Origin of the sequence: Kitasatospora sp. NPDC048286, assembly GCF_043201735.1 — a bacterium.
In the GTDB taxonomy this organism is placed as follows: domain Bacteria; phylum Actinomycetota; class Actinomycetes; order Streptomycetales; family Streptomycetaceae; genus Kitasatospora.
In genome coordinates this window covers 57,875-82,945 of record NZ_JBICZE010000009.1, presented here as the reverse complement: position 1 = coordinate 82,945, position 25,071 = coordinate 57,875, and the positions used below count along the sequence as shown (strand labels likewise).

Genomic DNA, 25,071 nt, shown 5'->3' with positions numbered 1-25,071 from the left:
GGGGGCCCGCGGGGGGCGGGGGCGCCCCCCCCCCGCCCCCCCCGGCCCCCCCCGGGCCCCCCCCCCCCCCGGGGGGGGGGGGGGGGCCCGCCCCCCCCCCCCCCCCCCGCCGCATGCCCGCGGAGGCGTCCGCGGAGGCGTCCGAGGAGGCGCTCGAAGACACGTCCGCGGAGGCGCCCGCAGGCGCGCCCACCGAAGTTCCCGCTCCGCCCGATACTCCGTCACGCGTCGTTCACGTGCTGGTCGCTGACCTTCGGATGAATGAGGGCGCCAGCAGTTGTACAGCCAACTGCGGCACTACCCTCTCTCAGCCTCCGTGACCAGCCCTACCCGGCCCCGGTGCACCGTCCCCCGGCGGGCCCCGGCCCCGGGCGGCGGACAGGAAAACCGTGGCCGCAGGCAGCGCCCTGACGCTCAGCTCCTCCAGCAACCCCACCGAAGGCGACCGGCTCACCTTCCACTGGACCACCGACGCCCCCGACGCCAAGAACTGGGTCGGCATCTACGACGGCGGCCGCCAGCCCGGCACCGGCAGCTCGCTGCTGTGGAAGTACACCCCGGGCACCTCGGGCGACGTCCAGCTCGACACCTCCGCGCTGACCGGCGGCCCGTACACCGCCTACCTGCTCGCCAAGGACGGCTACGGCATCGTCGCCCAGACCGAGCCGTTCGCCTTCCGCCCCAAGCCCGCCGTCGTGCGCCCGCACGCCGCCGTCGACTCCTTCACCGCCACGCCGGTCGCCCCGGGCGCGGCCGTGACGGTACGGCTCGGCGGCCTCTGGTCCCGTCCGGCCGGAAACCCGGCCGGCTCCGCCACCTTCCGCAAGGTCGCCGGCCCGGCCTGGGCCTCCGTCAGCGCCGACGGCATGCTCACCGGCACCGCCCCCGCCGCCCCTGGCAAGGCCCCCGAGCCGGTGGTCGTCGGCGTCAAGGACAGCACGGGCGCCACCGACACCGTCACCGTCCTCGTCCCGGTGGTCGACCCGGCCGCCGCACCGCGCCTCAAGGCCGCCGGCTGGAACCTGCAGGACGCGGGCTCCGCCCACACCGACGCGCTGGAGAAGCAGCTGCGCGTGGTCCTCGCCCAGGGCCTGGACGTGCTCGCCCTCCAGGAGACCGCGGGGGAGCGGGCCAGCACCCTGGCCGACGCCCTCGGCTGGTACGCCTACCAGAGCCCGGGCAGCATCGGCATCCTCAGCCGCCACCCGCTCGGCGACGTCACCCCGCCGACCGCCGAGCTGCCCGCCGCCGCGGTCACCCTGCGGCTGCCCGGCGGCCGCAGTGTCCGCTTCTGGGCCGCCCACCTGGACGAGGCGGGCTACGGCCCGTACGCGGTCCAGGACGGCCGGACCGCCGCCGAGGTGCTGGCCGCCGAGAAGGGTTCGCTGCGGCTGAAGCAGGCCGAGGCGCTGGCCGCCGCCGTGCGCGCGGACATCGCCCGGCGCATCCCGGTGGTGCTGGCCGGCGCGCTCTCCTCGCCCTCGCACCGGGACTGGACGGCCGCCACCGCCGCCGCCCACCAGGGGGTCGGCGCGCTCGCCTGGCCGGTCACGGTGGCCCTCCAGGGCGCCGGCCTGACCGACGCCTTCCGCGAGGAGTGCCCCGACCCGGTCAAGGCCCCGGGCAACACCTGGTCGCCCACCCGCAAGCGGCGCGGCGACCGCCCCGAGCCGCAGGACCGCATCGACTACGTCCAGTACGCGGGCCCGCTGAAGCTGGTCGAGGCGCACACCCTGGTCGCCGACTGGCCGCAGCCCGAGCCCGGTGCCGCCGCCAACGAGTGGCCCTCCGACACCGCCGCCGCGGTCGCCACCTTCCAGCTCTGAGCTCCCAGGCTCCCCGACTCCCAGCTCCGAGAGGCCAGTTCGTCATGCCCGAGCTCTCCCGCCGTACCTTCGTCGGCGCCACCGCGGCCGCCGGCGCCACCGCCCTGACCGGTCTGACGGCCACCCAGGCCGCCGCCGCCCCGGCCCCCGCACCCGCCGCCGGTGCCAAGCCGGCCGTCCCGCTCACCGGCACCGTCAAGGACGTCAGGCACGTCGTCGTCCTGATGCAGGAGAACCGTTCCTTCGACCACTACTTCGGCACCCTGGCCGGCGTCCGCGGCTTCGGCGACAAGCAGGCGCTCCAGTTCCCGGACGGCACCGACGTCTTCCGCCAGCCCGACAGCCGGCGCACCGACGGCGGCGCGATGCTGCCATACCGGATGGACACCGCCAAGTACAACGCGCAGAACGCCGGCGGCCTCCCGCACGACTGGGCCACCGGCCACCAGGCCATCAACAACGGCGCCATGAACAAGTGGATCGCCGCCAAGGGCGAGCGCACCATGGGCTACTTCACCCGGGACGACATCCCCTACCAGTACGCCCTGGCCGACGCGTTCACCGTCTGCGACGCCTACTTCACCTCGCTGGCCGGCCCGACCGACCCCAACCGCCTCTACCTGTGGACCGGTACCTCCGGCCCCGGCCGCGACGGCACCACAGGGCCGTGGATCGACAACACCCCGGTCACCGACAACCCCGTCGCCGACTGGACCACCTACGCCGAGCGCCTGGAGGCGGCCGGCGTCAGCTGGCGCGTCTACCACAACCCCAGCAAGGACGACCGCACCGGCGACTACGACGACAACGCGCTCTCCTACTTCAAGCAGTTCCACGACTTCCCGCACGACGACCCGCGTTACGTCAACGCGATGACGAAGTTCGACCCCGCCGACTTCGACCGCCACTGCAAGGACGGCACCCTGCCGACCGTCTCCTGGCTGGTCGCGCCCTACCTGTTCTCCGAGCACCCGGAGGCCGGCCCGGCCTACGGCGCGCACTGGGTCGACCAGGCCCTGCAGTCGCTGATGTCCAACCCGGAGGTCTGGCGACACACCGTCTTCCTGGTGATGTACGACGAGAACGACGGCTACTTCGACCACATGGTCCCGCCCACCCCCGAGCCCGGCACCCCCGAGGAGTTCACCCAGGGACGGGCCATCGGCCTCGGCAACCGGGTGCCGCTCTGGGTGATCTCGCCCTGGTCGCGCGGCGGCTGGGTCAACTCCCAGGTCTTCGACCACACGTCCGTGCTGCGCTTCATGGAGCTGGTCACCGGGGTGGCCGAGCCCAACATCTCGGCCTGGCGCCGGGCCGTCTGCGGGGACCTCACCAGCTGCTTCGACTTCGCCGCCCCGGAGCACTCGATCCCGGCGCTGCCCGACACCAAGGCGCTGATGGCCAGGGCCGACGCGGGCACCAAGCTGCCCGGTGTCGCGCTGCCGGCGGTCGGCGCCCAGGCGATGCCCGTCCAGGAGCGCGGCGAGCGCCCGCACCGCCCGCTGCCGTACCAGCCGTGGGCCGACGTCGAGGTGGACCGGAGGACCGGCAAGGTCACCTGCACGATGAGCAACGACGGCTCGGTGGCGTTCCCGTACACCGTCTACCCGAACATCCTGCTCCCCTTCGCCGGCACCCCGTACACCGTCGCCCCCGGCATCACCGCCCGGTACGTCTGGGACGCCGCCACCACGGGCGGCCGCTACGACTTCACCGTGCACGGCCCGGACGGCTTCGTCCGCCGCTTCGCCGGCACCGTGGTGCGCGACGGTCAGGACGGCCAGAACGACATCGGCGTGCCGATCGTCACCGCCGACCTGCGCGGCAACCGCAAGCTCACCCTGCAGCTGGCCAACGACGGGATGACCGACGTGGCCTTCACCGCCGCGCCCAACGACTTCGCGGGCACCGCGCAGACCGTCTGGGTCAAGCCCGGCAAGCAGGCCAACCTGGCCTGGCCGCTGGACAAGCAGGGCCGCTACGACGTCGTCGTGACCGCCCACACCGGTCAGCGCTTCGTCCAGCGCTACGCGGGCTGGGTGCACTGACGTGAGGCCGGCCGGGGGCGCCGATCCGGTGACCCCCGGCCGTGGCTCGGCCGCCGTACCGGACCCCGCCGTTACCGTCGGGCGCATGCAGAAAATCACCACCGTCCTCTGGTTCGACGACCGGGCCGAAGAGGCCGCCGCCTTCTACACCTCCCTGTTCCCGAACTCCCGGATCACCAGGACCACCCGCTACGGCGAGGCCGGCCCCCGCCCGGCCGGCTCGGTGATGACCGTCGAGTTCGAGCTCGCCGGCCGTGAGTACACGGCCCTCAACGGGGGCCCCGAGTTCCACTTCACCGAGGCGATCTCGCTCCAGGTGGAGTGCGAGGACCAGCAGGAGGTCGACGCACTCTGGGCGGGACTCACCGCCGACGGCGGTCAGCCGGGCCCGTGCGGCTGGCTCAAGGACCGCTACGGCCTCTCCTGGCAGATCACCCCCCGGGTGCTGCTCGACCTGGTCGCGGGCGAGGACCGGGCCAAGGCGGACCGCGTCTTCGCGGCCATGCTGCGGATGCAGAAGATCGAGATCCAGCCGCTGCTCGCCGCGGCCGGGGGGTGAGGCCGTGACCGCCCTCAGCCACCGCGGCATCACCTACCTGCGGGCCACCCCCGAGCGGGTCTGGCACGCGCTCACCAACGCCGACGAGTCAGGCCTCTACTGGGGCCACCGCAACGTCTCCACCTGGCTGCTCGGCGCGCCCTGGGAGCACCAGCGGACCGACGGCTCCGGCATCGCCGACGTCACCGGCACCGTCGAGGCGGTCGACCGCCCGCACCGGCTGGTCACCACCTGGGCCGGGCCGCAGGAGGACCGGGCCGGCTGGCCGTCCCGGGTCACCTTCGAGATCCAGGGCTGGCAGGACCTCACCCGGCTCACCGTCATCCACGAGAACCTCGCCGACGAGGCCGCGCGGGCCGACGCCGAACAGGGCTGGTCGGCGGTGCTCGCCAATCTCAAGACCTACCTGGAGACCGGCCACCCGCTGCCGCAGCAGCCCTGGCTGATGCCCTGACCGCAGCGCTCCGGGGAACGGCGCCGGGCAGGGCACCCCGGGGAACGGCACCGGGCCCGCCGGCCCGGACCCGGCGTCGGGCGGGACACCCCGGCAACGGCGCCCGGCCTACGCCGCCGGGCGCTGCGCCTTGACGGAGGACCGCCCGCCGCGGGCCCGCTCGCCCCGCAGCAGGCGGCGCAGCGCGGCGTAGCGGGAGAACCGCTCCCGGTTCGCCACCGAGGCCCGGTCCAGCTCCTCCATCAGCCGCCGGCCGCGGTGCTCCAGGTCCATCTCGTCCAGGATGCGGTCCACCTCGGCCAGTATCGATCCGTGCAGCTGCCAGGCCTCCGGGTGCTCCTGGACCTTGCGCAGCAGCACCTGGGCGACGTTCTCCCGGCAGGTCCACGCGGCCGCCAGCTCGGCGGTCAGCCGCTCCTCCGCCTCCTCGGCGTTGCGGCTCACCTGAGTGGTCACCAGCACCGCGTAGCTCACCATCGCGCCGCCCACGTGCGCCAGCAGTTCCTCAAGCCCCACCGCGACGTCCGGCGGGAAGAGCCGTTCATCGGGCCCGCGCCGCTTGGCCAGGTCGGTCAGCGAGCGGGCCAGCACCCGGATCACGACGACGCAGATCTCCAGCGTGTCCAGCCCGGTGCGCAGCACCAGCCGGGACAGCAGCCCCTCGCTGATCCGCGGGTTGAACCGCAGGCTGTCCTCGGCCTGGCGCAGCGCCGCGTCCACGTCGGCGATCGCCTGGTCCAGCCGGCGGGCCTCGTGCAGCCGCTCGGCGGCCCTGGCCACCGGGGTGGGGCGGTCCAGCTCCTCGGAGATGTCCAGCAGCAGCTGGCGGGCCCGCCGGGCGAGGTCCTCGATCGACTCCCCGGCGGTGTCCACCCAGAGCGGTGGCGCGAACAGCAGGTTGAACAGCAGGCCGACGGCGGCGCCGATGAGCGTCTCCAGCACCCGGTCCCAGGCCTGCGAGGCCAGCTTGGTCACGCCCAGGATCAGCATCGCGCTGATCGCGACCTCCTGGACGAACTCCTCGACCCGGACGAACCGGCCGACGACCAGTGAGGCCAGGATGATCAGTCCGAGGCTCCACCAGGAGAGCCCGACCACGGCGCTGAAGCCGATCGCGATCAGCACCCCGACCACCACCGAGTTGACCCGCCGGATGCTGGTCTTGAGCGTCGAGTAGACGGTGACCTGGACGACCAGCAGCGCGGTCAGCGGCGCCGTCAGCGGGGCGGGCTCGCTGCTCAGCTGCGTCGCCACCGCGTAGGAGATGGTGGCCGCGACGGTGGCCCGGATGGTCTGGACCACGAAGGGTTCTCGGGCGCTGCGGCGGACCAGGTCCTTGAGGGTCTCCGGGAGAAGGGCCATGTCGCCCTTCTTTCCCCGAAGCCGCCGTTCACACCGCTCCCGGGACCTTCCGGCACCCGTACGCCCGCATCGGGCCGGGCCGGGCCGGGCCGGTGCGGGCCGGGCCCGTGCCGTGCGCCGCCGGTACCCGCTAGTTGTCGCGGTTGAAGCGCAGCTTCCAGGGCGCCAGCGCGGACTCGACCTGCACGCCCATGCTCATCTTCGAGGCGCCCTCGATCCGCTCCTCGAAGCGGATCGGCACCTCGCGGATGGTCATGCCCTGCTTGACGACCCGGTAGTTCATCTCGACCTGGAACGAGTAGCCGTTGCTCTGCACGGTCGGCAGGTCGATGGCGCGCAGGGTGTCGGCCCGCCAGGCCTTGAAGCCGGCCGTCGCGTCCCGGACGCCGAGGCTGAGGATCGCGTTGACGTAGAAGTTCGCCCAGGCGGAGAGCGCCTTGCGGTGCCAGGGCCACTCCTCGGCGGTGGAGCCGCCCGGGACGTAGCGTGAGCCCAGCACCACGGCGGTGCCGTCGGTGAGCAGCGTCTCGACCATCGCGGGTATCGCGGAGGCAGGGTGGGAGAGGTCGGCGTCCATCTGCACCACGACGTCGGCGCCCTCGTCCAGCGCCTTGGCCATGCCGGCCAGGTAGGCGCGGCCGAGGCCGTCCTTCTCGGTGCGGTGCAGCACGCTCACGGTGCCGCCGGAGTCCGCGGCGAGCTTGTCGGCGATCTCACCGGTGCCGTCGGGGGAGTTGTCGTCGACCACCAGCAGGTGCAGGTTGGGCACCGGGAGCTCCGCGAGCAGGCCCGCGAGGACCGGGAGGTTCTCCCGCTCGTTGTACGTGGGGACGACCACAACGACCTTGGGGGAGGCCTCGACCATGTTCTGTTTCCCTCGTGCCTGCTCCGGATGGGACCGTGCGAGTGTACCGGGGGTGTCGGGCGCCGCCGGCCCCGGCTCAGGGCGCGGGCATCCGCACCGCCGCTCGCGGCCGTTGAGCCGGGCCCGCTACGCCGTGCCGTAGACGGCCGCGAGGTTGTCCTGGGCGGGGTGGGTCCGGCCGGCCGGTCCGGCCGCGAAGGCGCGCAGGACGTTCTCGGTGACCTGGCGGACCAGGTCCCCGGCGTGCGAGTCGATGCCGTGGTCGGCCTTGCCGCCGCCGGGGCCGCGGGCCTCCAGCGCCTCGACCCAGCGCATCGTTCCGGTGGCGAACACCCCGGCGCCGCTCGGCACGGTGTGGTAGGCGGTGTCGGAGTGGGAGCGGCGGCCGTCGCAGACCACGGGGGAGTGGGCGATCACCTCGATCGGCCGCGGGGTGGGGAAGCCGGTGTCCACCCGGTCGTACTCCACCCCGACCAGGTGCGGGAACGACGCGCCCGCCGCGACGCCCGTCCCCTCGAAGGCCCAGTGCCCGGGCGAGGTGACCACGTACGGGGCGTCCACCGGGTAGCCGTCGTAGATGACGCCGAGCATCGAACTCTCCGGGTCGGCGCCCGGGCCGACCCGGAAGTCGGTGGTCGCCGGGGCGCCCGACCGGTGGCCCGGATCCTGCGCCCACGCGTCCTTGTAGCAGACCACCGTGCGGTCGGGGCCGAGCTCGGTCGGCTCGAAGCGGACCCGGCGGAAGCAGCAGTTGGCGCCGAGGATCGCCAGGTTGGTCCCGGCGTCCCGGGCCGCGACCACGTTGGCCCGCTGCTCGGGCGACCAGTACTCGTCGTGGCCCAGGGACAGGACGGCGCTCGCCCCGGTCAGCAGGCCGGGCTCGCGGGCCACGTCGATGCCGGTGGTGTACGCGAGCGGCAGGCCGAGCCGCTCGGCGAGGGCGACCAGCGGCGCCTCGTAGACCAGGAACAGCCCGGCGCCGTGGTCGTAGTCGTACGGCCGGTCGAAGACGACCTGCAGCGAGCGGGTGGCCAGGCCGCCGGTCGGGCCGTTGTAGAGGCTGTAGCCGCCCCACTCGTTGTAGGCCTGCCAGGTCGCCGGGGCGCTCATGATCACGGTCCGGCCGGCGGTGCTCGCCGAGCGGACGGTGAGCGGGACGTAGCGCCGGCCGGAGCCGTCCTCGGCATCCAGGCGCAGCAGGTAGGCGCCCTCGGGCCAGCCGGCGGTGTCCACCGCGAGGGTGCGCTGCCAGCCGGTCAGCACGGTGCGGGTCGCCGGGTCCACGTGCGGCGCGGCCTGCTTGCCGCCGGGGACGTGCTCGCGGCGCCAGACCAGCCGGGCGCGGGCGCCGTCGTACCAGCCCATCCGGTAGGCGGAGACGGTGAAGGCGGCGGCGGGGGTGGAGACGTGCAGGCCGAAGGACTCCCCGGGCAGGACGCTGACCCGGTCGGCGAAACCCTCGATGGCGCCGTCCGGGCCGGGGTCGGTGATCTCCCAGTCGGGGTTGCCGGGCAGGGAGCGCTCGCTCGTCGGGCCGGTGTGCCCGTCGGCGACCGGGCCGCCGGTGGCGGGGGCGGTGGCGCCGGGGGCCGAGGCGCCGGGTGCCGAGGCGGCTGCCGGGGTGGAGGGGTGCGGGTCGGCGGCGGGGTCCGGGCGGCGGGGGCCGCAGGAGGTGACGGCGGCCGCCATCAGGCCCAGGCCCAGAATCCTCCGCCGGCTCGGCTCCACCACCGCGACCTCCCTGTTTCCCTCGTCCGTGCCCGTGCCCGTGGCCGCCCCGGCCGGGCGTGTCGGGTGCGCGGACATCCTCGCGCGTTTCGCGAGGCCGGTGTAGGCCGCCGCGCCGGACCACGGGGTGCCGCGGGGGTGCCGCCCTGTGGGGGGTGGGGCCCGGGACGGCCCGCCACCGGGGAGGGCCGTACGGGCGCACCCGGGTGTGTCGGCCCGCGCGCTTGCCCGGCCCCGGCGATCACGTCCCCTAGCCTGACCAGGCCCGCCGTCCGGCGGCCGCAGGGGGCCCGGAGCCGCGCGCCCGGCCGAGTCGTGGACAGGGGTGGCACGTGGTGTCGTCGGGGTCGGCCGAGCAGGGGGCGGCGCCTTCCTCCCGGGGTGGGCGGTTCCGGGCCTGGCTGCTGGAAGGCCTGTCCGACATGGCCAAACAGCACCCCGGCCCGCACGCCGAGCCGCAGCAGGAGAAGGGCCAGCGCTGGTGGCGGGTCATGTGCCTGACCGGCCTGGACTACTTCTCCACGCTCGGCTACCAGCCCGGCATCGCCGCGCTCGCGGCCGGGCTGGTCTCGCCGCTGGCCACCATCGTGCTGGTGATCGTCACCCTGCTCGGCGCGCTGCCGGTCTACCGGAGGGTCGCCAAGGAGAGTCCGCACGGCCAGGGGTCGATCGCGATGCTGGAACGGCTGCTGTCGTTCTGGCAGGGCAAGCTCTTCGTGCTGACCCTGCTGGGCTTCGCGTCCACCGACTTCATGATCACCATCACCCTGTCCGCCGCCGACGCCAGCGCCCACCTGGTGGAGAACCCGCACCTGCACAGCGCCCTGACCGGCAGGCAGATCTCGCTGACCATGATCATGATCGCTCTGCTCGGCGCGGTCTTCCTCAAGGGGTTCAGCGAGGCGATCGGCCTGGCCGTGGTGCTGGTCGCGGTGTACCTCTCGCTCAACGTCGTGGTGGTGGCGAACGGGCTGTGGCACGTGCTCAGCGCCCCGCACCTGTTCAGCGACTGGACGGACGCGCTGACCGCGGAACACGGCAACGCCATCGCGATGATCGGCGTCGCCCTGATCGTCTTCCCGAAACTGGCGCTCGGCCTGTCCGGATTCGAGACCGGCGTCGCCGTGATGCCGCACATCGAGGGGGACCCGGACGACACCGAGGAGAAGCCCACCGGCCGCATCCGCGGCGCCCGCAAGCTGCTGACCACCGCCGCCGCGATCATGAGCGTGTTCCTGATCACCACCAGCTTCATCACCACGCTGCTCATCCCCGAGGACCAGTTCAAGACCGGCGGCCAGGCCAACGGGCGGGCGCTCGCCTACCTCGCCCACGAGTACCTGGGCAGCACCTTCGGCAGCGTCTACGACCTCTCCACGATCGCCATCCTCTGGTTCGCCGGGGCCTCCGCGATGGCCGGGCTGCTCAACCTGATGCCGCGCTACCTGCCGCGCTACGGCATGGCCCCGCACTGGGCCCGCGCGGTGCGGCCGACCGTCATCGTGCTCACCCTGATCGCCTTCCTGGTGACCTGGATCTTCGACGCCAACGTGGACGCCCAGGGCGGCGCCTACGCCACCGGCGTGCTGGTGCTGATCAGCTCCGCGGCCATCGCCGTCACCATCGCCGCCCACAAGGCCGGGCAGCGCCGCTGGCGGGCCGGCTTCGGAGTGATCTCGGCGGTCTTCCTCTACACCACGGCGGTGAACATCGCCGAGCGGCCGGACGGCGTCAAGATCGGCGCCTGCTTCATCGCGGGCATCATGCTGGTCTCCTTCCTCTCCCGGCTCAAGCGCGCCTTCGAACTGCGCGTCACCGACGTGGTGCTGGACGAGGTCGCGGGGCGGTTCGTCCGGGACTACACCCACCGCCCGCTGCGGCTGATCGCCAACGAGCCGAACAGCCGGGACCTCGCCGAGTACCGTGACAAGATCCACCAGATCCGGCGGGACAACGACATCCCGGCCGAGGACGACCTGGTCTTCGTCGAGGTCACCGTGCTCGACCCGTCCGACTTCGAGGCCGAGCTGACCGTGCGCGGCGAGGTGCTGCACGACCGCTACCGGGTGCTGTCGCTGGAGAGCTCCAGCGTGCCCAACGCGCTGGCCGCCCTGTTGCTGCGGGTGCGCGACCTCACCGGGCAGCAGCCGCACATCTACTTCGAGTGGACCGAGGGCAACCCCTTCGCCCAGTTCCTGCGGTTCTTCCTGTTCGGACAGGGTGAGATCGCCCCCGTCACCCGTGAGGTGCTGCGCGAGGCGGAACCGGACCGGGCCCGCCGCCCGGCCGTGCACGTGGGCTGAGCGGGCCCGGCCGGGCGTCGGCGGAGCGGGGTCGGCCCGTCGGTCGGCGGCCGAGCCGCCCCGGCCACCCGCGTGGGCCGGGCCGTCCCGGCCGGTCAGCGGCTCGGGCGCGACCTGCTCCAGGCGGGGGCGACGATGGCGACCAGGGCGACGGCGAAGGCGAGTTGCAGGAAGTGGCGGATCCAGTCGATGCCCGAGGTGTGGCGGACGCCGATCCAGCCGGAGACGGCGTTGCCGAGCCAGGCCCCGGCCGCACCGAGCAGCATGGTCAGCCACCAGGGGATCGACTGAGGTCCCCGCAGGATGAGCTTGGCGATCACGCCCAGCACGAAGCCGATGAGCAGGATCCACAGGAGTTGGAACATCGCGGTCCACCTTCCGGGCGCTCCCCGGGCCGACGGCCGGGTACGCCGAATCGCCGATGACGCGGTTCGTCCCATGATCACCCGGATCGGGTGAACGGGCACCTCGGCGGGGGACCGCGCAGGTCAGCGGCATCTCGCCGGGCCGCCCTCGGCGGGGATGGGCGAGAACGAGCCGCAGGCGGGGCCGGAAAGTCGCTGTCCGCCGTCCTGGCCGTACGGATAGGAATGGGCGGGACGCGGACGGGCCGCGTCACCGAAAGGAGCCGACCCTCGTGACACGCCTTCGTTCCGCCGTCCTGGCCCTGGGCTGCACCGCCGCCGCGCTGACCCTGACCGCGGGGACGGCCCAGGCCGCGCCCGGTGACACCAGCACCATCTGCTCCTCCTCGCTGACGCCGGGCGGCTACGTGGACGTCCAGTGGTGGAACAGCGCCGGCTGCGGCTCCGGCTTCAACCCGAACACCAAGAAGATCATGCAGCTCACCGGCTACCCGGTCGGCACCGTGGTCAACGCCTGCGCCTCCACCTGGCCGCCGGCCGGCTGGACGATCGTGAGCACCTTCTACGGCTCCGGCTGCAACTACTCCGCGGTGCCGAGCCTGGAGAAGAACTCCTGGCAGCTCAAGCGCGTCTCCTGACCGAAACGCCCGACCTGTTCCGATCCGACGGCGGCCGGGGCCTCAGCGGTCCCGGACCGCCGCGACGGCCTCAGCGGTTCCGGACCGCCGCGACGGCCTCGCGGACGCCCGGGGTCGGGTCGTCCGCCAGGCCGTCCAGCAGTTCGGCGACACCCGGGGTCGACCAGCGGCAGACGGCCCAGACCAGGTCCCCCCGCACCGCCGGGTCCGGGTGGGCGGCCAGCGGGGCCAGGCGCTCCAGCGGGCCGCGCCGGCGCAACCCGAACCAGTGCAGCACCGAGCGCAGTTCGGCCGGATCGCCCGGTACGCCGGCCGCCGCGATCCGCGCGAGCAGTACGGCGACGGGCGGCGGCGGGCCGTCCAGCGGGTGCGGGTGGCGCTCGCGCAGTCGGCGGGCGCCGTACTCGCCGTAGATGCGGCAGCCGAAACAGGTGCACGGCCGGGTGCCGTGGGCGCCCGGGAGGTAGCGCCAGCCGGTGACCTGCGGTACGGCGCGGACCCGGTGCACCTCGCGGGCCCCCACCGCGCGCGGCAGGAACACCTCCCAGCCGCGCGGGTCGGCCAGCGTGCCGATCCGCCGGACCGCCTCGGCGGCCCGCAGCGGCCGCTGGTTGCCCCGGTCACGGTCGCGGTAGTGCCCGGCCAGGACCTCCTGGTCGTCCTCCAGCCGGAGGTGCACCGCGACGAGCGCGCCCTTGGGGTGGAACCGGGCCAGTTCGCGCAGCCACTGGTGGGTCAGCGTGTACGAGGGCAGCACGGGGAAGCAGTACACCCCGCGCGCGCCGCCCTGGCCGTGGCTGTCGGCGCGGATCCCGGCGCGGCGGATGCGCGGCGCGTTGGCCGCGGCGGTCAGGTGCACGAACATCGCCATGAGGCGCGATGGTAGCGAGTGAACGGGCGGCGCTCCGAACGGTTTTCGGGGAGCGGGGCGGGCGAGGGCGGGTCGGTCCGGCTCGGCGGGTCGAGGGTGGGCGGGCCGGTCCGGCGGGTCAGCCCGCGTTCGCGCGGCGCTCGACTCGGGGCCCGGTCCGGCGCTCGATCAGGGCGGCCAGGCCGTCCAGGATGCGTTCCAGGCCGAACTCCAGCGCCTGGTCGCGGCCCTCCGGGTCGGCCATGGCGGCGGCGACGGCCGGGAAGCGGTCGGCGTGCTCCCGGACCACGGTGCCGAGGGCGGCGAGGAGTTCGGCCTCGGGGGTGCCGGCCGGTCCGGCGGCGCGGGACTGCGCGGTGATCCCGCGCACGTGCCCGGTGAGCAGGACGGCGGCGTCCATCCGTTCGGGGCCGGTCAGCCCGTGGCCGTCGAGCGCAGCCACCGCCCGCTCCAGCCAGGCGAGTTCCCTCGGGCCGAGCGCCCGGGCTCCGACGGTGGCGTCCAGCAGCCACGGGTGCCGGGCGAAGGACTCGGCCAAGTGGTGGGCCCAGACGGTGAGTTGTTCCCGCCAGTCGGCTCCGGTCGGTGCGTCCGGAGGTGCGCCGACGGCCGACTCGACCATCAGGGCGATCAGTTCGGCCTTGCCGGGGACGTACCGGTAGAGCGACATCTTGGTGAAGTCGAGCAGCCCGGCCACCTTCTGCATGGAGACCGCGTCGAGCCCCTCCGCGTCGGCGACCTCGACCCCGGCAGCGGCGATCCGCTCCAGACTGAGGGCCGGCTTCGGCCCCCGGGTGGGCCTGGCCGGAGGACCCCAGAGCAACCGCACGGTGCCGCTCACCGACTCGACCATCATCCACTCCCGTCCTGGGCCCCTGCGGGGCGTGCCGCCCCGGGCTTCCGGCCGGGTGTCCGTCCATGCCGCGACCTGGGGGGTTGCCCATCCGATGCAACTGTGTCTACCGTACACAGCAACGAACAGTGTCCGCCAGACACAGTTTCTCGTTCCTCGGACGGAGTGGTTTCCATGAGCACCAGGGTCCTGATCTCGGGCGCGAGCATCGCCGGTCCCGCGCTGGCCCACTGGCTGGGCCGGTACGGCTTCGAGGTGACCGTGTTCGAGCTGGCGCCCGCCCTGCGCGACGGCGGCCAGGACGTCGACTTCCGCGGCCGCACCCACCTGACCGTGCTCGAGCGGATGGGCGTCCTGGAGGAGCTGCGCGCGCTCGGCACCGGCGGCAGCCCGATGACCTTCGTGGGCCCCGACGGGCGCGGACTGCTGCACCTGCCCGCCGAGTTCGCCGGCGGTGACCTGGAGGTCCCGCGCGGCGAGCTGGCCCAGTTGCTCCACCGGCACAGCAGCGCCCGCGCCGAGTACGTCTTCGGCGACTCGATCACGGCGCTGGAGGAGACCCCGAGCGGGGTCCGGGTCGCCTTCCGGCACGCGGCGCCGCGCGAGTTCGACCTGGTGATCGGCGCCGACGGCCTGCACTCCAACGTCCGCCGGCTCGCCTTCGGCCCCGAGCGGCACTACGTCCGCCACCTCGGCTACTACGCGGCCACCTGGCGGCTGCCCAACGAGCACGGGCTGCCGGTCGGCGCGGTCGGCCTCAACGTCCCCGGCCGGCTGATGTCCGTCGGCGCGGCCCACCGCAACCCGGCCCGGGCCGGCGCGTTCTGCCTCTTCGCCTCGCCCGAACTGCGCTACGACCGCCACGACCCGGCAGGGCAGAAGGCGCTGGTCCGGGCCGCCTTCGCGGGCCTCGGCTGGCGGGTCCCGCAGCTGCTGGAGAGTCTGGACGCCGCCCCCGAGCTGTACTTCGACTCGATCAGCCGCGCCGACGTGCCCGCCTGGTCGACCGGCCGGATCGCCCTGATCGGCGACGCCGCCTGTGGCGCGACCATCGGCGGCATGGGCACCGGGACGGCGGTGGTCGCCGCGTACGTGCTGGCGGGCGAGCTGGCCCGGGCCGACGGCGACCACCGCGCCGCCTTCGCGCGGTACGAGCGGCTGCTGCGCGGCTATGCGCAGGGCTGCCAGAAGGGCGGGGACCGGACCGGGCCGTTCCTCGCGCCGCGGACGGCCACCGGGCTGCGGCTGCGCAACGCGCTGCTCAACCGGCGCTGGGCGCTGGAGCGGATGCTGGAGCTGGGCAAGCAGGTCAGCAGCGTCGAACTGCCGGACTACGAGCGGGAGTCGGCCCGGCGGCCGTTGGTCACGGGCTGAACGGGGCGGGCCTCAGGTGCGGACGGGGTCTCGGCGTGGACGCGGCCCCGGGGGCGGACGAGCTGCTGACGGGCTTCAGTGTGCTGGGCTGATGCGGGTGCCGTTGTCGAGCAGCGCCTCCACCTGGACGGCGGCCCGGGCGGGGCGTTCGACGGCCAGGGTGCGGTCCGGCGTGGAGCGGTCGGCGGACCAGTCCGTGCCCTTGACGGCGAGCCGGGTGACCCAGCGACTGCCCGCCGCGAGCAGGAACTCCGATCCGCGTGGGGAACGCCACCAGGCCCAGGACACGGTGTCCCGTTCGAAGCGGCTGCACGTCCGGCCCGATCCGCCGCCGGTACGCTGCGGGCGGCCGGAGCCCGGCAGCAGGACGGCGGTGGCAGCGCTGCCCGCGCTGCCCGCGCCGTCCCAGCGGTCGGCGCGCAGGCAGACCCGGGAGGCCGAGCCGGCGTCCTGCGGCAGCGGCTGCACGGCGAAGGCCCGGAGGTCCAGTTGCCTGACGCCCGGTGTGCCGTCGGGGGCGGCGCAGCCGGCCCGGGACCAGGCCGGCAGCGCGTCCTGGGCGGTGGCCTCGCGCGGCTCGGGGTCGGGCAGGGCGTGGTCGGCCTGGGTGCGGTCCGGTGGCGGGGCGTAGGTGAGGTGGGTGGGGATCAGGCCGCCCAGGTCGGGTCAGCAGGAAGGCGTGCCGGTCGGCGACCACGGGGGAGGAACGCAGTTGGAGCAGGGTGGCGCCCCGGCAGTCGGCGGGGCCACCGGCCGGGGTCGGGGCGGTGAGGCCGTCGGGGTGGGCGGCGAGCACCTGGGTGTGCCGGTCGCGGTCGGCGGGCAGCGCCAGGTGCGGGAGCCGGACCAGTCGCCGGTAGTGGCGCACCAGCGCGGCCTCCGCCAGGGCCACCGGGCGTGCCCTGACGCCCCGGCGCAGCACGGCCGCGCTCACCGTCCGTCCTGCCAAGGAACCCTTCCGGGAGCCGTGGTGCCGTCGTGGTGGACAGTCCAACGAGTCGATCATGTGATGGTTGCGCCGCCCGGGGAGACCGGCGGTCATATGACGGGTGTGCGGCGGGCCCCTGAGGCAAGGACGTCCGGCGTGTGCCGGCGGCTCTCCCGCCGACGAGCAGCGGTGGATGCTCCGCCGGCCCGGTCGGCGTGGGTTCCCGGGCCGTCGACACGCTCGTCGACCGGCTCGCGGCGGACCGCAACGTCTCGCTCGCGGCGGTCGGGGAGACCACCTCGCCCCGGCTGTACGGCCGGGACTCCGGGGGTCCGGCACGATCATGCCGTGTGACCTCCGGTGTCGGGGCGGACCACGGGAGGAGACGCGGTCCCTCCACGACCCGAACGCCGTCGTCCCGTACTCGGTCGGCCGCCGGCTCGGCCGGGTGACCGGCGGGCACCGGGAAGCCGGGCGGCGACCCCGGCGTGCTCGTGCCGCGGGCCCTGGAGGGGGTCGTCCCCACGGCCGGCGGCAAGATCGCTGTGGCCCGCGTGGCGAGCCCGTACGGTCGAGCCCGTACGGTCGGGCCCGCTACTCCGGACGCGGGGCGCCGGGTGGACGGGCCCCGATGTGCACGGCCAGGTCCTGCGGACACGTACGGCCGGAACGGCTGGTTCTGCGGTTCCGCCACGGCCTCCGGCCGGTGCCCTCCCCGTCTGTGGGGCGACCGTCCGCCCCTGACCGTTGTCGGGAACGCGTTCGCGGGCCGAGGCCCAAGGTCCCACCCGTTCGGCCCCTTGGCCCCTGGCGATCGCGGCCGCCACGAGCGATGCTGCCGGTACCGGCCGGGACGACCCGTGCCCGGTCGGACCAGCATCGTTGGACGAGGTGAACCGGCGTGCGGCATGCCACCGTCGAATCCGTGATGACCAGCCCCGTGGTCCTGGTCTCACCCGAGACCGGATTCCGGGAGATCGTGGCGCTGATGAGCGAGTACGACATCACCGGCGTACCGGTGGTGGACCCGGAAGGGCGGCCGCTCGGCGTGGTCTCGGAGGCCGACCTGCTGCGCACCCTCGCCGCGCAGGAGGACCCGGCCAGCCTGCTGCCGGCGCCCGAGTCGGCCCAGGCGGGCCCGGACGGCGAGGTGACCGCGGCCGACCTGATGACGGCGCAGCCGGTCTGCACCACGCCGGACACCAGCGTGGTCGCGGCGGCCCGGCTGATGAGCCGGCACGGCCTCAAGCGGCTGCCGGTGCTGGACGAGGAGGGGCGGGTCATCGGCATGGTCAGCCGCGGCGACCTGCTGCGGGTGTTCCTGCGCGAGGACGCGGTGATCCGGCGGGAGATCGTGGAGGAGGTGCTGGGCCGGATCGACGGGGTCAGCCCGGCGGAGATCGGGGTGGAGGTCAACCAGGGGCGGGTGGTGCTCAGCGGGACGGTGCCCGAACCCCACCTGGTGCCGATCGTGCTCAACCTGTGCCGCTCGGTGGACGGGGTGGTCTCGGTGACCGACCGGCTCGGGGCCGGAGGCGCGGCGCCGGTCGGCTGACCGGCCGCGCCAGCGCCGAATCGCACGTTCGTCCCGGGCTCGAACTATCCGCTTCGCATACTGCGGAGGGTATCGGGGAACTCACCCTGTGTGCCCGGCGTGCGGACTGCCGGGACGCCGGAGCTTCGGGGAGGCGGCCGTGACAGTCGTGTTCGACGCGGACTTCACTTCGACCAGCCAGTGGACCGCCGGGCGCAGCAGCGCCTATCCCCGGATGGGGCCGACCAACAGAAGTGACCACAAGCTCGACTACCTCAGCCGCGACTACTGCCCCGGCGGGGTGTTCACGGCGGTCAGGCGGCACAGCGGCGGGCTGTGGAGCTGCAGTCTGCTGACCACCGAGGGAAGTCCGGAGGGCTTCCAGCTCCGCGCCGGGGACGTGCTGTCGGCGAGCGTGACGCTGCCCGTCGAGCTGGGCGCCTGGCCGGCGATCTGGACCTGGCGGGACGGCGGCAACGAGGTGGACGTCTTCGAGTACCACCCCGACAACCCCGACCTGCTGGAGATCTCCAACCACGTGCGGGGCGGCTTCCGTTACTGGCACGGCGCGAGCGCCGGGATCGGGCCGGGAGCGACGTTCGACCTGCGGGTCGTGCTCGGCGCGAACTCGGTGGACTGGTACGTGGCGGACGAGCTCGTCTACGCGGACCTGCACGGGGTCGGGTCGACGTGGCACGCGTACCTGATCGTCAACATGTCGGTGGCGGACGGGACTTACCACGACCGGCCGCCGTACGGCGGGCCGGACCGGCTGAGCTGGGTGTGCCACAGCCTCCAGGTCGAGCGTTGAGCGTCCGGCGGGGGCGTGCGGTTCGGCGGCTGAGTGTGCGGCGGGGCGTGCGGCAGGGCGTGCGGCGGGGCGTGTTATTCGGCGGCTGAGTGTGCGGCCGGGCGCGCGGCCCGGCGGGTGCGCAGGGTGCGGCGCGTGTGCGGCGCGTGTGCGGCGCGGGGTGCGGGTGCCTACGGTTCGCGGGGTGCGAAGAAGGCGGTGATCGGGCCGCGAGGGGTGTACCCGCCGAGTGGGTCGAGCGGGGTGAGCAGGTTGTGCGGGTCGCGGGGGCCGCGCGGGCCGGAACGCTGGAACCAGACCGCCCGGCGGCGCGGGCCGATGTGGGCGGGGTCGGTCACGTACAGGTCGTCGCGCGGGGCGCGCTCGTTGCCCGGGGCGAGCGCCGCGTCCACGGCGCGGTCGGCGATCGAGTTCAGCAGCGCGGTAGCGGTGGTCTCGGCGGCGGTGGGCGCGATGGCGAGGGCGGTGAGCTCGGCCCAGAGTTCGGTGCTGACGTAGCCGATCGGGGAGTGCCCGAGCGCGGGGTGGGGGCGTGGGTCGGGATGGTGCCGCAGCACCCCGGCGGCGACGAGCTGCTCGGGGGAGCGGTCGTCGTCGGGTGCGTGGCCGACCGTGAGCGGCGGGACGGCGGACATGGGCGGCGGGTGGTGGGTCACGAGCGGCACGCTACCCGGGGCGCACGCCGGACCGGGCACCGGACCGTCGTCCCGGACTTCCCTTACGTCGCTTTCACTGTCGACGGGCGCACGATGGTGGTAGGCGCTGCTCATCTCGGCGGGCCCCGGCGGGGCCGGAGGAGGAGGTCCTGATGAGGTACTGGCACGGACACAACCACGTCGGTGGCTGGGGCACGGGGCTGATGGTGTTCGGGATGCTGGTGGTCCTGGTGATCCTGGTGCTCCTCGCGGTGGCCCTGTTCCGTTACGTGTCGCACACCCGGCAGCCGATCCCGCCCGGACGGGCGGCTCCGGGCGCCGGTGGGCCGGGGGTGGGCGGAGCACAGGGCTGGGGCCAGGTGGGGCAGGGGGGCCAAGGGGGCCAGAGGCCGGCCCCGGAACAGCTGCTCGCGGAGCGGTTCGCGCGGGGTGAGATCGACGCGGAGGAGTACCGGCACCGACTGGACACGCTGCGCTCGGCGAACGGGCCGGGCGGGGACTGATCCGGGGCGGCCCGGGAAGCGGGCCTCGGGGAGGCGTGACCTGGGGGCCTTGGGGACACGAGCCTCGGGGTACGGAAGGGCGCGCCGCACTTCGCGTGCGGCGGGCCTCGTCCGTCGGCGGGGGTGTCCGGGGTGTCCGACCGGTTACTCGACGACCAGCTCGACCGGGATGTTGCCCCGGGTGGCGCGGGAGTAGGGGCAGACCTCGTGCGCCTGCTTGACCAGCAGCTCGCCGGTCTCGCCCGCGAGGGACTCGGGCAGCTCGACGCGCAGGACGACGGCGAGGGCGAAGCCGGCCTCGTCCTTGCCGATGGACACCTCGGCGGTCACCGAGACCTCGCTGGTGTCCACCCGGGCCTGCCGGCCGACCAGGCCGAGGGCGCTGGCGAAGCAGGCGGCGTAGCCGGCGGCGAAGAGCTGCTCCGGATTGGTGCCCTGGCCGCTGCCGCCGAGCGCGGACGGCATGGCCAGCGTGAGGTCCAGCTGGCCGTCGGAGCTGACGGCACGACCCTCCCGGCCGTTGGCGGTGGCGGCTGCGGTGTAGAGCGCGTCCATGGTGGCTTCCCTTCGGGTCCTGGGTGTTCCTGCGGTCGGTCGTCCGGGCGGTTGCGGGCCCGGACCGCTTGGCGGCGGCCGCTCGGTCGTCGCTGCGTTGCGACAAGTAGAGCACGCAATTCAATTGCGCACAACTCAATCGCGCGATGGCGATCGGTACCATGGGTCCATGACCACCAATCCCGGCCTGGCGGACGAGGAGCTGCTCCGCCTCGACCAGCAGATCTGCTTCTCGCTCAACGCGGCCTCCCGTGCCTTCGGCGGTGTGTACCGGGTGTTGCTGCGGGATCTCGGGCTCACCTATCCGCAGTACCTGGTCATGCTGGTGCTGTGGGAGGAGGGCGAACTGCCCGTCAAGCGGATCGGCGAGCGGCTGCGGCTGGACTCCGGAACGCTCTCCCCGCTGCTCAAGCGCCTGGAAGCGGCCGGGCTGGTGCGCCGTGAGCGGAGCCCCGAGGACGAGCGGTCGGTCACCGTCCGCCTGACCCCCGAGGGGTCGGTGCTGCGCGAGCGGGCCGGGCAGGTCCCGCGCCGACTGCTCGCGGCGACCGGGCTGCCGCTCGAGGACCTGGCGGCGCTGCGCGGGTTGCTGGACCGGGTGACCGCCGCGCTGGACGCCGCCGAGGTCGAGCCGGCTCCGTAGGGGCGTGGTCGGCTGAAGCGGAGGCTGTTGGGGCGGGGTGGCCCTGGAGGGCTTGTCAAGCCATCCTTCCGTGGGCCTGTGATCTGGGTCACGTTTCGGGCGCGTCCGTTGGGTTCGCGAGGGTGAAGCGGCAGGTCAGCGGCACTGGCCGAATGTGAACGGAATCTTTCGGCAATTGTCCGCCCGATCCGGTCAACATCGCGGAGCTCCCGGACGGTTACACCACGAGCCCCAAGGGGCCGTCGGCGTGCCACCAGGTGGGCCGGCCAGCTGACCGACGAAAGGGGGGCCGCGTGAGCACTCCCGGGCCGGGCGAGGAGCGGGGGCTGCGAGCCGACCCGCTCGGCGACCTGCCGAACGACTTCGAGGCCTTCTTCACCCGAGAGAACTCCGGGTACCTCCGCTACGCCCAGCAACGCCTGCGGCACCGTGAGGACGCCCAGGACGCCGTCCAGAACGCGGGCACCACGCTCTACAAGAACTGGCGCCGGGCCCTGGCCAGCCCCGATCCGCAGGCCTTCGCCTTCAAGATCGTCAAGGATGCCGTGGTGGACGTGCTGCGCGAGCGTCGCCGCACCGAACGCAAGCGGCTGCGGGTGATCGCCCAGCGCCGTCCCGACACCAGCCAGGACGAGCTGAACGAGCTCGCGGAGCTGGACGCGCTGGACTGGGCGATGGAGGAGCTCGCGCGGGCCGCCCCGGTCCAGGCCGACGTGGTCCGGCTGCGTCAGGCGGGACTGTCCTACCCCGACATCGGACGCTCCCTCGGCATCGCCCACACCACCGCCCGCACCTACTACAGCCTCGGGCGGCGCCACCTGGAGTACCTGCTGGAGCACCCGGACGACGGCGGGGCGCGGACATGAGGGTCGCGGACCTGCTGCACGCGCACGCCGTCGAGCTGGAGCGGGAGTTTGACGACCACGATCCGGTGGCCTTCACCCGCCGACTGGCCGAGCGGCTCGCCGTCGTCCGGCGACCCGCCCCGGCGGCGCGCGAGCGCCCCGCCCGGCCGCCCGCCGGCGCCCGGCCCCCGCATGCTCCGGCAGCGGGGCCCAGCCCGGGCGCGTCCGTGGCGGCGGGCTCCGGGACCGGCGCCGGGGTGGGGGTGGGGGTCGCCCCCGGGGTGCGGTCGGGCTTCGGGGCGGCGGCGGTTCCGGGACAGCTCAGGTGGGCCGGGGGACGGGCGGAGCTGCGGCGCGACCTGCGGCACCTGTGCGCGGGGGTGGCGGGCGCGGTGGAGCCGGGGGAACTGGCCCTGGACCTCGAACTCGCCGAGAAGACCGCCTTCCGGACCCTCGGCTGCCTGTTGTACGGCATGGGCCGCACGGCGGACGGCGTCTTCTGGTGGCGGATAGCCGCTCAGTACGGGGATCAGCTGGCAGTGCACTGCCTGGCGGTGCACTACACCGCCGAGGGCGAGCGGCGCGACGCGGCCCGCTGGGCCGCCCAGGCCCAGGACCTGAGCGCCCCGGGCCGGCTGCCGGACCTGGCGCCCGACGTCCGGCCGGGCGGGGCGGCGGAGCTGGCACGGCTGCTGGCTGAGCGCTACGACGGCGAGATCCTGCTGACGGTGCGGGAGGCCGTGGCGGCGCGACCGAGGGCGCACCCCGGGCGGTTGGGGGTCCGGGCGGTGCGGGGGCGGAGGGTGGTCCGGATCCGGTGACGGGTGCGGCGACGGGTGTGGGGACGGCGGCGGCGATGGGTGCGGGGACCGGTGCGGGGGCGGGTGCGGCCGGTCGGGGTTCAGGCGAGCCCCGAGACGGCGGCGCCCAGGTACTCGGCGCCGAGCAGCAGCGGAACGGCGGTCATGATCGCCGCGTTGTGCGTGGCCGTCCAGGCCCGCCACTCGCCGAGGGTGTGCCGCGCGTGGTCGTTGCCCACGAGATGGACCACGAGCGGCAGCAGGGTGCCCAGAGAGCCGAGGAGCACCATCAGGGTGGCGGCCACCGCCTTCCCGCCGATACCGATGCCGATGCCGGTAGTGATGCCGACCCCGGCGCCGGTCGGCGCGGCGGCGATGGAGGCGGCCCCGCCGACGGCCGGGATCAGGGTCTTGGGGTGGGCGACGATCAGGGCCGCCGCGAGACCGGCGGACCGGGCGGCGGTCAGCCGGTCGATCGAGAGCAGCCAGGCCGGTGGCGCGGTGACCCGGCCGGGGCGGGGCCGTTCGCGCCACTGCCGGGCGGCCAGCAGGAGGAGCGCGGTGCCGAGGCCGAGCTTCAGCCAGGAGGACCAGGTCGGCGTGGTGCGGGCCGGGTCCAGCGCGATGCCCGCCGCGACGACGGAGGCCACCACCGCGGCCAGGCCGAGCAGCCAGCCGGCCGTGAAGGCGATCCCGTTGGCCCGTCCGTGCGGTGAGGCGAGGATCAGGAGGACGGCGATCAGTGGCAGCGGGCTGAGCGCGACCGCCACCGCGGAGGCCAGCATCGGGCCGATCGCCTCACCCATCTCCCGACCCGCCTTCCCATCGCCGGGTACCGTCCGCCATTCAGCTACCGACGGGCGGTCGGCGCACGGCCGGTGCCGCCGTTCGGGTGAGGTCGGGTGGGGAGAGCGGGTGGGGGACGGACGCGGAGTCATGGGGGAGGGCCGGGGTGGGTCGAGAGCGGCGGAGGGCCGCCGCACCGCTGGGGTGCGACGGCCCTCCGCGAGCGCGGAGCGTGTCAGTCGTTGCCGGACTCGATCGCCGCGTGGTCGAGTGCGGTGGGGTCCTCCTCGTCACCGGTGCCGGCCGCGATGGGAGCCGCACCGCCCGGGGCGAGCTCGCCGATCAGGCCGCTCCACGGCGCCAGCTGGCCGTGCACCGCGTACTGCTCCAGCTTGCTGCGCGAGTCGGCGATGTCGAGGTTGCGCATGGTCAGCTGGCCGATGCGGTCGTCCGGGACGAATGCGGCGTCGACGCTGCGCTCCATCGACAGCTTCTCGGGGTGGTAGCTGAAGTTGGGGCCCTGGGTGTCGATGACCGAGTAGTCCTGGCCGCGCCGCAGCCGCAGGGTGACGGTGCCGGTGACCGGGTGGCCGATCCAGCGCTGGATGCTGTCCCGGAGCATCAGCGACTGCGGGTCGAACCAGCGGCCCTCGTACAGCAGCCTTCCGAGCCGCCGACCCTGGGTGTGGTACGTCGCGATGGTGTCCTCGTTGTGGATGGCGTTGAGCAGCCGCTCGTAGGCGATGTGCAGCAGCGCCATGCCGGGGGCCTCGTAGATGCCGCGGCTCTTGGCCTCGATGATGCGGTTCTCGATCTGGTCCGACATGCCCAGACCGTGCCGGCCACCGATGGTGTTGGCCTCGTGGACCAGGTCGACGGCGCTGGCGAACTCCTGGCCGTTGATCCGGACCGGGCGGCCGAACTCGAACTCGATGGTGACGTCCTCGGTCTGGATCTCGACCGCCGGGTCCCAGAAGGCCACGCCCATGATCGGGCTGACGATCTCCATGGAGGCGTCCAGGTACTCCAGCCGCTTGGCCTCATGGGTGGCGCCCCAGATGTTGGCGTCGGTCGAGTACGCCTTCTCCGCGGAGTCCCGGTACGGGAGGTCCCGCTCGGCGAGCCACTCGGACATCTCCTTGCGGCCGCCGAGCTGGTCGACGAACGCCTGGTCCAGCCACGGCTTGTAGATCCGCAGGTTGGGGTTGGCGAGCAGGCCGTAGCGGTAGAACCGCTCGATGTCGTTGCCCTTGTAGGTGGAGCCGTCGCCCCAGATGGAGACGCCGTCCTCCTGCATGGCGCGCACCAGCAGCGTGCCGGTCACGGCGCGGCCGAGCGGGGTGGTATTGAAGTACGTCTGCCCGGCGGAGCGGATGTGGAAGGCGCCGCAGGCGAGGGCGGCCAGGCCCTCCTCGACCAGCGCGGCCCGGCAGTCGACCAGCCGGGCCTGCTCGGCGCCGTACGCGCGGCCCCGGGCCGGGACGTCGGCGAGGTTCGGCTCGTCGTACTGGCCGATGTCGGCCGTGTAGGCGTAGGGGAGGGCACCGTGTTCGCGCATCCACGCGACGGCGACGGAGGTGTCCAACCCACCGGAGAATGCGATGCCGATCCGTTCACCGACCGGCAGCTTGCTCAAGACCTTCGACATGGATGCACCCTCTGACCCGCGAGGAGCGGGCCCCTGATCTAGCGATGTGTGACGGGATTCGGCGTAATCGATCCGATGCCCGAACTCTGGCATAGATTTGCAGAGTAATGCAAGGG

Annotated in this window: 24 protein-coding genes; 13 read left to right on the top strand and 11 right to left on the bottom strand. The window is 74.0% G+C overall.

What is annotated here, in order from left to right; translation table 11 throughout:
- The first annotated feature begins 389 nt into the window (after positions 1-389).
- The 4 genes from ACGF13_RS22445 to ACGF13_RS22430 all read left to right on the top strand — a co-directional run bounded on the left by ACGF13_RS22445 (position 390) and on the right by ACGF13_RS22430 (position 4,887).
- The gene (locus ACGF13_RS22445; RefSeq protein WP_392877761.1) at positions 390-1,826 is read left to right on the top strand and encodes an endonuclease/exonuclease/phosphatase family protein; all 1,437 of its coding nucleotides are present in this window, start codon (positions 390-392) and stop codon (positions 1,824-1,826) included.
- A 44-nt stretch (positions 1,827-1,870) separates the two neighbouring features.
- Positions 1,871-3,874 (top strand): phosphocholine-specific phospholipase C, encoded by a 2,004-nt coding sequence (locus ACGF13_RS22440; protein WP_392877760.1) that lies wholly within the window; start codon positions 1,871-1,873, stop codon positions 3,872-3,874.
- 85 nt (positions 3,875-3,959) lie between these two features.
- Positions 3,960-4,433, top strand: a complete 474-nt coding sequence (locus ACGF13_RS22435; RefSeq protein WP_392877758.1) for a VOC family protein — start codon at positions 3,960-3,962, stop codon at positions 4,431-4,433.
- Between the two features lie 4 nt (positions 4,434-4,437).
- Positions 4,438-4,887 (top strand): SRPBCC domain-containing protein, encoded by a 450-nt coding sequence (locus tag ACGF13_RS22430; RefSeq protein WP_392877756.1) that lies wholly within the window; start codon positions 4,438-4,440, stop codon positions 4,885-4,887.
- Positions 4,888-4,995: 108 nt separating this feature from the next.
- Here the strand turns inward: ACGF13_RS22430 and ACGF13_RS22425 are convergent, their stop codons facing one another.
- From ACGF13_RS22425 to ACGF13_RS22415, 3 genes are all read right to left on the bottom strand, one after another.
- Positions 4,996-6,249, bottom strand: coding sequence for an aromatic acid exporter family protein (locus ACGF13_RS22425; protein ID WP_392877754.1), 1,254 nt, complete (start codon positions 6,247-6,249; stop codon positions 4,996-4,998).
- 130 nt (positions 6,250-6,379) lie between these two features.
- Entirely contained in the window at positions 6,380-7,114 is a 735-nt protein-coding gene (locus ACGF13_RS22420) for a polyprenol monophosphomannose synthase (RefSeq protein WP_392877752.1), read from the bottom strand.
- Positions 7,115-7,240: 126 nt separating this feature from the next.
- The gene (locus tag ACGF13_RS22415; RefSeq protein WP_392877750.1) at positions 7,241-8,845 is read right to left on the bottom strand and encodes a N,N-dimethylformamidase beta subunit family domain-containing protein; all 1,605 of its coding nucleotides are present in this window, start codon (positions 8,843-8,845) and stop codon (positions 7,241-7,243) included.
- A 419-nt stretch (positions 8,846-9,264) separates the two neighbouring features.
- Here ACGF13_RS22415 and ACGF13_RS22410 point away from each other — a divergent pair, with 419 nt between their 5' ends.
- Entirely contained in the window at positions 9,265-11,145 is a 1,881-nt protein-coding gene (locus ACGF13_RS22410) for an amino acid transporter (RefSeq protein WP_392877748.1), read from the top strand.
- 95 nt (positions 11,146-11,240) lie between these two features.
- Here the strand turns inward: ACGF13_RS22410 and ACGF13_RS22405 are convergent, their stop codons facing one another.
- Entirely contained in the window at positions 11,241-11,510 is a 270-nt protein-coding gene (locus ACGF13_RS22405; RefSeq protein WP_392877746.1) for a GlsB/YeaQ/YmgE family stress response membrane protein, read from the bottom strand.
- Between the two features lie 272 nt (positions 11,511-11,782).
- Between ACGF13_RS22405 and ACGF13_RS22400 the strand changes: the two genes are divergently transcribed.
- Positions 11,783-12,148, top strand: coding sequence for a hypothetical protein (locus ACGF13_RS22400; RefSeq protein ID WP_392877744.1), 366 nt, complete (start codon positions 11,783-11,785; stop codon positions 12,146-12,148).
- A 70-nt stretch (positions 12,149-12,218) separates the two neighbouring features.
- Here ACGF13_RS22400 and ACGF13_RS22395 read toward each other — a convergent pair whose 3' ends face one another.
- Together ACGF13_RS22395 and ACGF13_RS22390 are read right to left on the bottom strand one after the other, a co-directional pair.
- Complete coding sequence (locus ACGF13_RS22395) at positions 12,219-13,019, bottom strand: HEAT repeat domain-containing protein (protein ID WP_392877742.1); 801 nt, start codon at positions 13,017-13,019, stop codon at positions 12,219-12,221.
- A gap of 118 nt (positions 13,020-13,137) precedes the next feature.
- Positions 13,138-13,875, bottom strand: coding sequence for a TetR/AcrR family transcriptional regulator (locus ACGF13_RS22390; RefSeq protein ID WP_392877740.1), 738 nt, complete (start codon positions 13,873-13,875; stop codon positions 13,138-13,140).
- A gap of 171 nt (positions 13,876-14,046) precedes the next feature.
- Here ACGF13_RS22390 and ACGF13_RS22385 point away from each other — a divergent pair, with 171 nt between their 5' ends.
- On the top strand, positions 14,047-15,246 hold the full coding sequence (locus tag ACGF13_RS22385) for an FAD-dependent monooxygenase (protein ID WP_392877738.1): 1,200 nt from the start codon (positions 14,047-14,049) through the stop codon (positions 15,244-15,246).
- A 75-nt stretch (positions 15,247-15,321) separates the two neighbouring features.
- Here the strand turns inward: ACGF13_RS22385 and ACGF13_RS22380 are convergent, their stop codons facing one another.
- Positions 15,322-15,714 carry a hypothetical protein gene (locus tag ACGF13_RS22380; protein WP_392877736.1) on the bottom strand — a complete coding sequence of 131 codons (393 nt, stop codon included), beginning with the start codon at positions 15,712-15,714 and terminating at the stop codon, positions 15,322-15,324.
- 1,388 nt (positions 15,715-17,102) lie between these two features.
- Here ACGF13_RS22380 and ACGF13_RS22375 point away from each other — a divergent pair.
- Positions 17,103-17,729 carry a CBS domain-containing protein gene (locus ACGF13_RS22375; protein ID WP_392878197.1) on the top strand — a complete coding sequence of 209 codons (627 nt, stop codon included), beginning with the start codon at positions 17,103-17,105 and terminating at the stop codon, positions 17,727-17,729.
- Between the two features lie 139 nt (positions 17,730-17,868).
- Positions 17,869-18,519, top strand: coding sequence for a beta-glucanase (locus ACGF13_RS22370; RefSeq protein WP_392877734.1), 651 nt, complete (start codon positions 17,869-17,871; stop codon positions 18,517-18,519).
- Positions 18,520-18,689: 170 nt separating this feature from the next.
- Here the strand turns inward: ACGF13_RS22370 and ACGF13_RS22365 are convergent, their stop codons facing one another.
- Positions 18,690-19,175 (bottom strand): hypothetical protein, encoded by a 486-nt coding sequence (locus ACGF13_RS22365; protein ID WP_392877732.1) that lies wholly within the window; start codon positions 19,173-19,175, stop codon positions 18,690-18,692.
- Positions 19,176-19,327: 152 nt separating this feature from the next.
- On the opposite strand from ACGF13_RS22365, the gene ACGF13_RS22360 reads away from it, so the two are divergent.
- On the top strand, positions 19,328-19,678 hold the full coding sequence (locus ACGF13_RS22360; RefSeq protein ID WP_392877730.1) for an SHOCT domain-containing protein: 351 nt from the start codon (positions 19,328-19,330) through the stop codon (positions 19,676-19,678).
- Positions 19,679-19,822: 144 nt separating this feature from the next.
- On the opposite strand, the gene ACGF13_RS22355 is transcribed toward ACGF13_RS22360, so the two are convergent.
- Positions 19,823-20,233 carry an organic hydroperoxide resistance protein gene (locus ACGF13_RS22355; protein ID WP_392877728.1) on the bottom strand — a complete coding sequence of 137 codons (411 nt, stop codon included), beginning with the start codon at positions 20,231-20,233 and terminating at the stop codon, positions 19,823-19,825.
- A 169-nt stretch (positions 20,234-20,402) separates the two neighbouring features.
- Here ACGF13_RS22355 and ACGF13_RS22350 point away from each other — a divergent pair, with 169 nt between their 5' ends.
- From ACGF13_RS22350 to ACGF13_RS22340, 3 genes are all read left to right on the top strand, one after another.
- The gene (locus ACGF13_RS22350; RefSeq protein ID WP_392877726.1) at positions 20,403-20,876 is read left to right on the top strand and encodes a MarR family winged helix-turn-helix transcriptional regulator; all 474 of its coding nucleotides are present in this window, start codon (positions 20,403-20,405) and stop codon (positions 20,874-20,876) included.
- Between the two features lie 293 nt (positions 20,877-21,169).
- On the top strand, positions 21,170-21,742 hold the full coding sequence (locus ACGF13_RS22345; protein ID WP_392877724.1) for an RNA polymerase sigma factor: 573 nt from the start codon (positions 21,170-21,172) through the stop codon (positions 21,740-21,742).
- On the top strand, positions 21,739-22,542 hold the full coding sequence (locus ACGF13_RS22340; RefSeq protein WP_392877722.1) for a hypothetical protein: 804 nt from the start codon (positions 21,739-21,741) through the stop codon (positions 22,540-22,542). The genes ACGF13_RS22345 and ACGF13_RS22340 overlap by 4 nt, the downstream gene beginning before the upstream one ends.
- 80 nt (positions 22,543-22,622) lie before the next feature.
- On the opposite strand, the gene ACGF13_RS22335 is transcribed toward ACGF13_RS22340, so the two are convergent.
- Complete coding sequence (locus ACGF13_RS22335) at positions 22,623-23,327, bottom strand: GAP family protein (protein WP_392877720.1); 705 nt, start codon at positions 23,325-23,327, stop codon at positions 22,623-22,625.
- A 215-nt stretch (positions 23,328-23,542) separates the two neighbouring features.
- Positions 23,543-24,955: an argininosuccinate synthase gene (argG, locus tag ACGF13_RS22330; RefSeq protein WP_392877718.1), complete on the bottom strand. Its 1,413-nt coding sequence runs from the start codon at positions 24,953-24,955 to the stop codon at positions 23,543-23,545.
- Between the last annotated feature and the right edge of the window lie 116 nt (positions 24,956-25,071).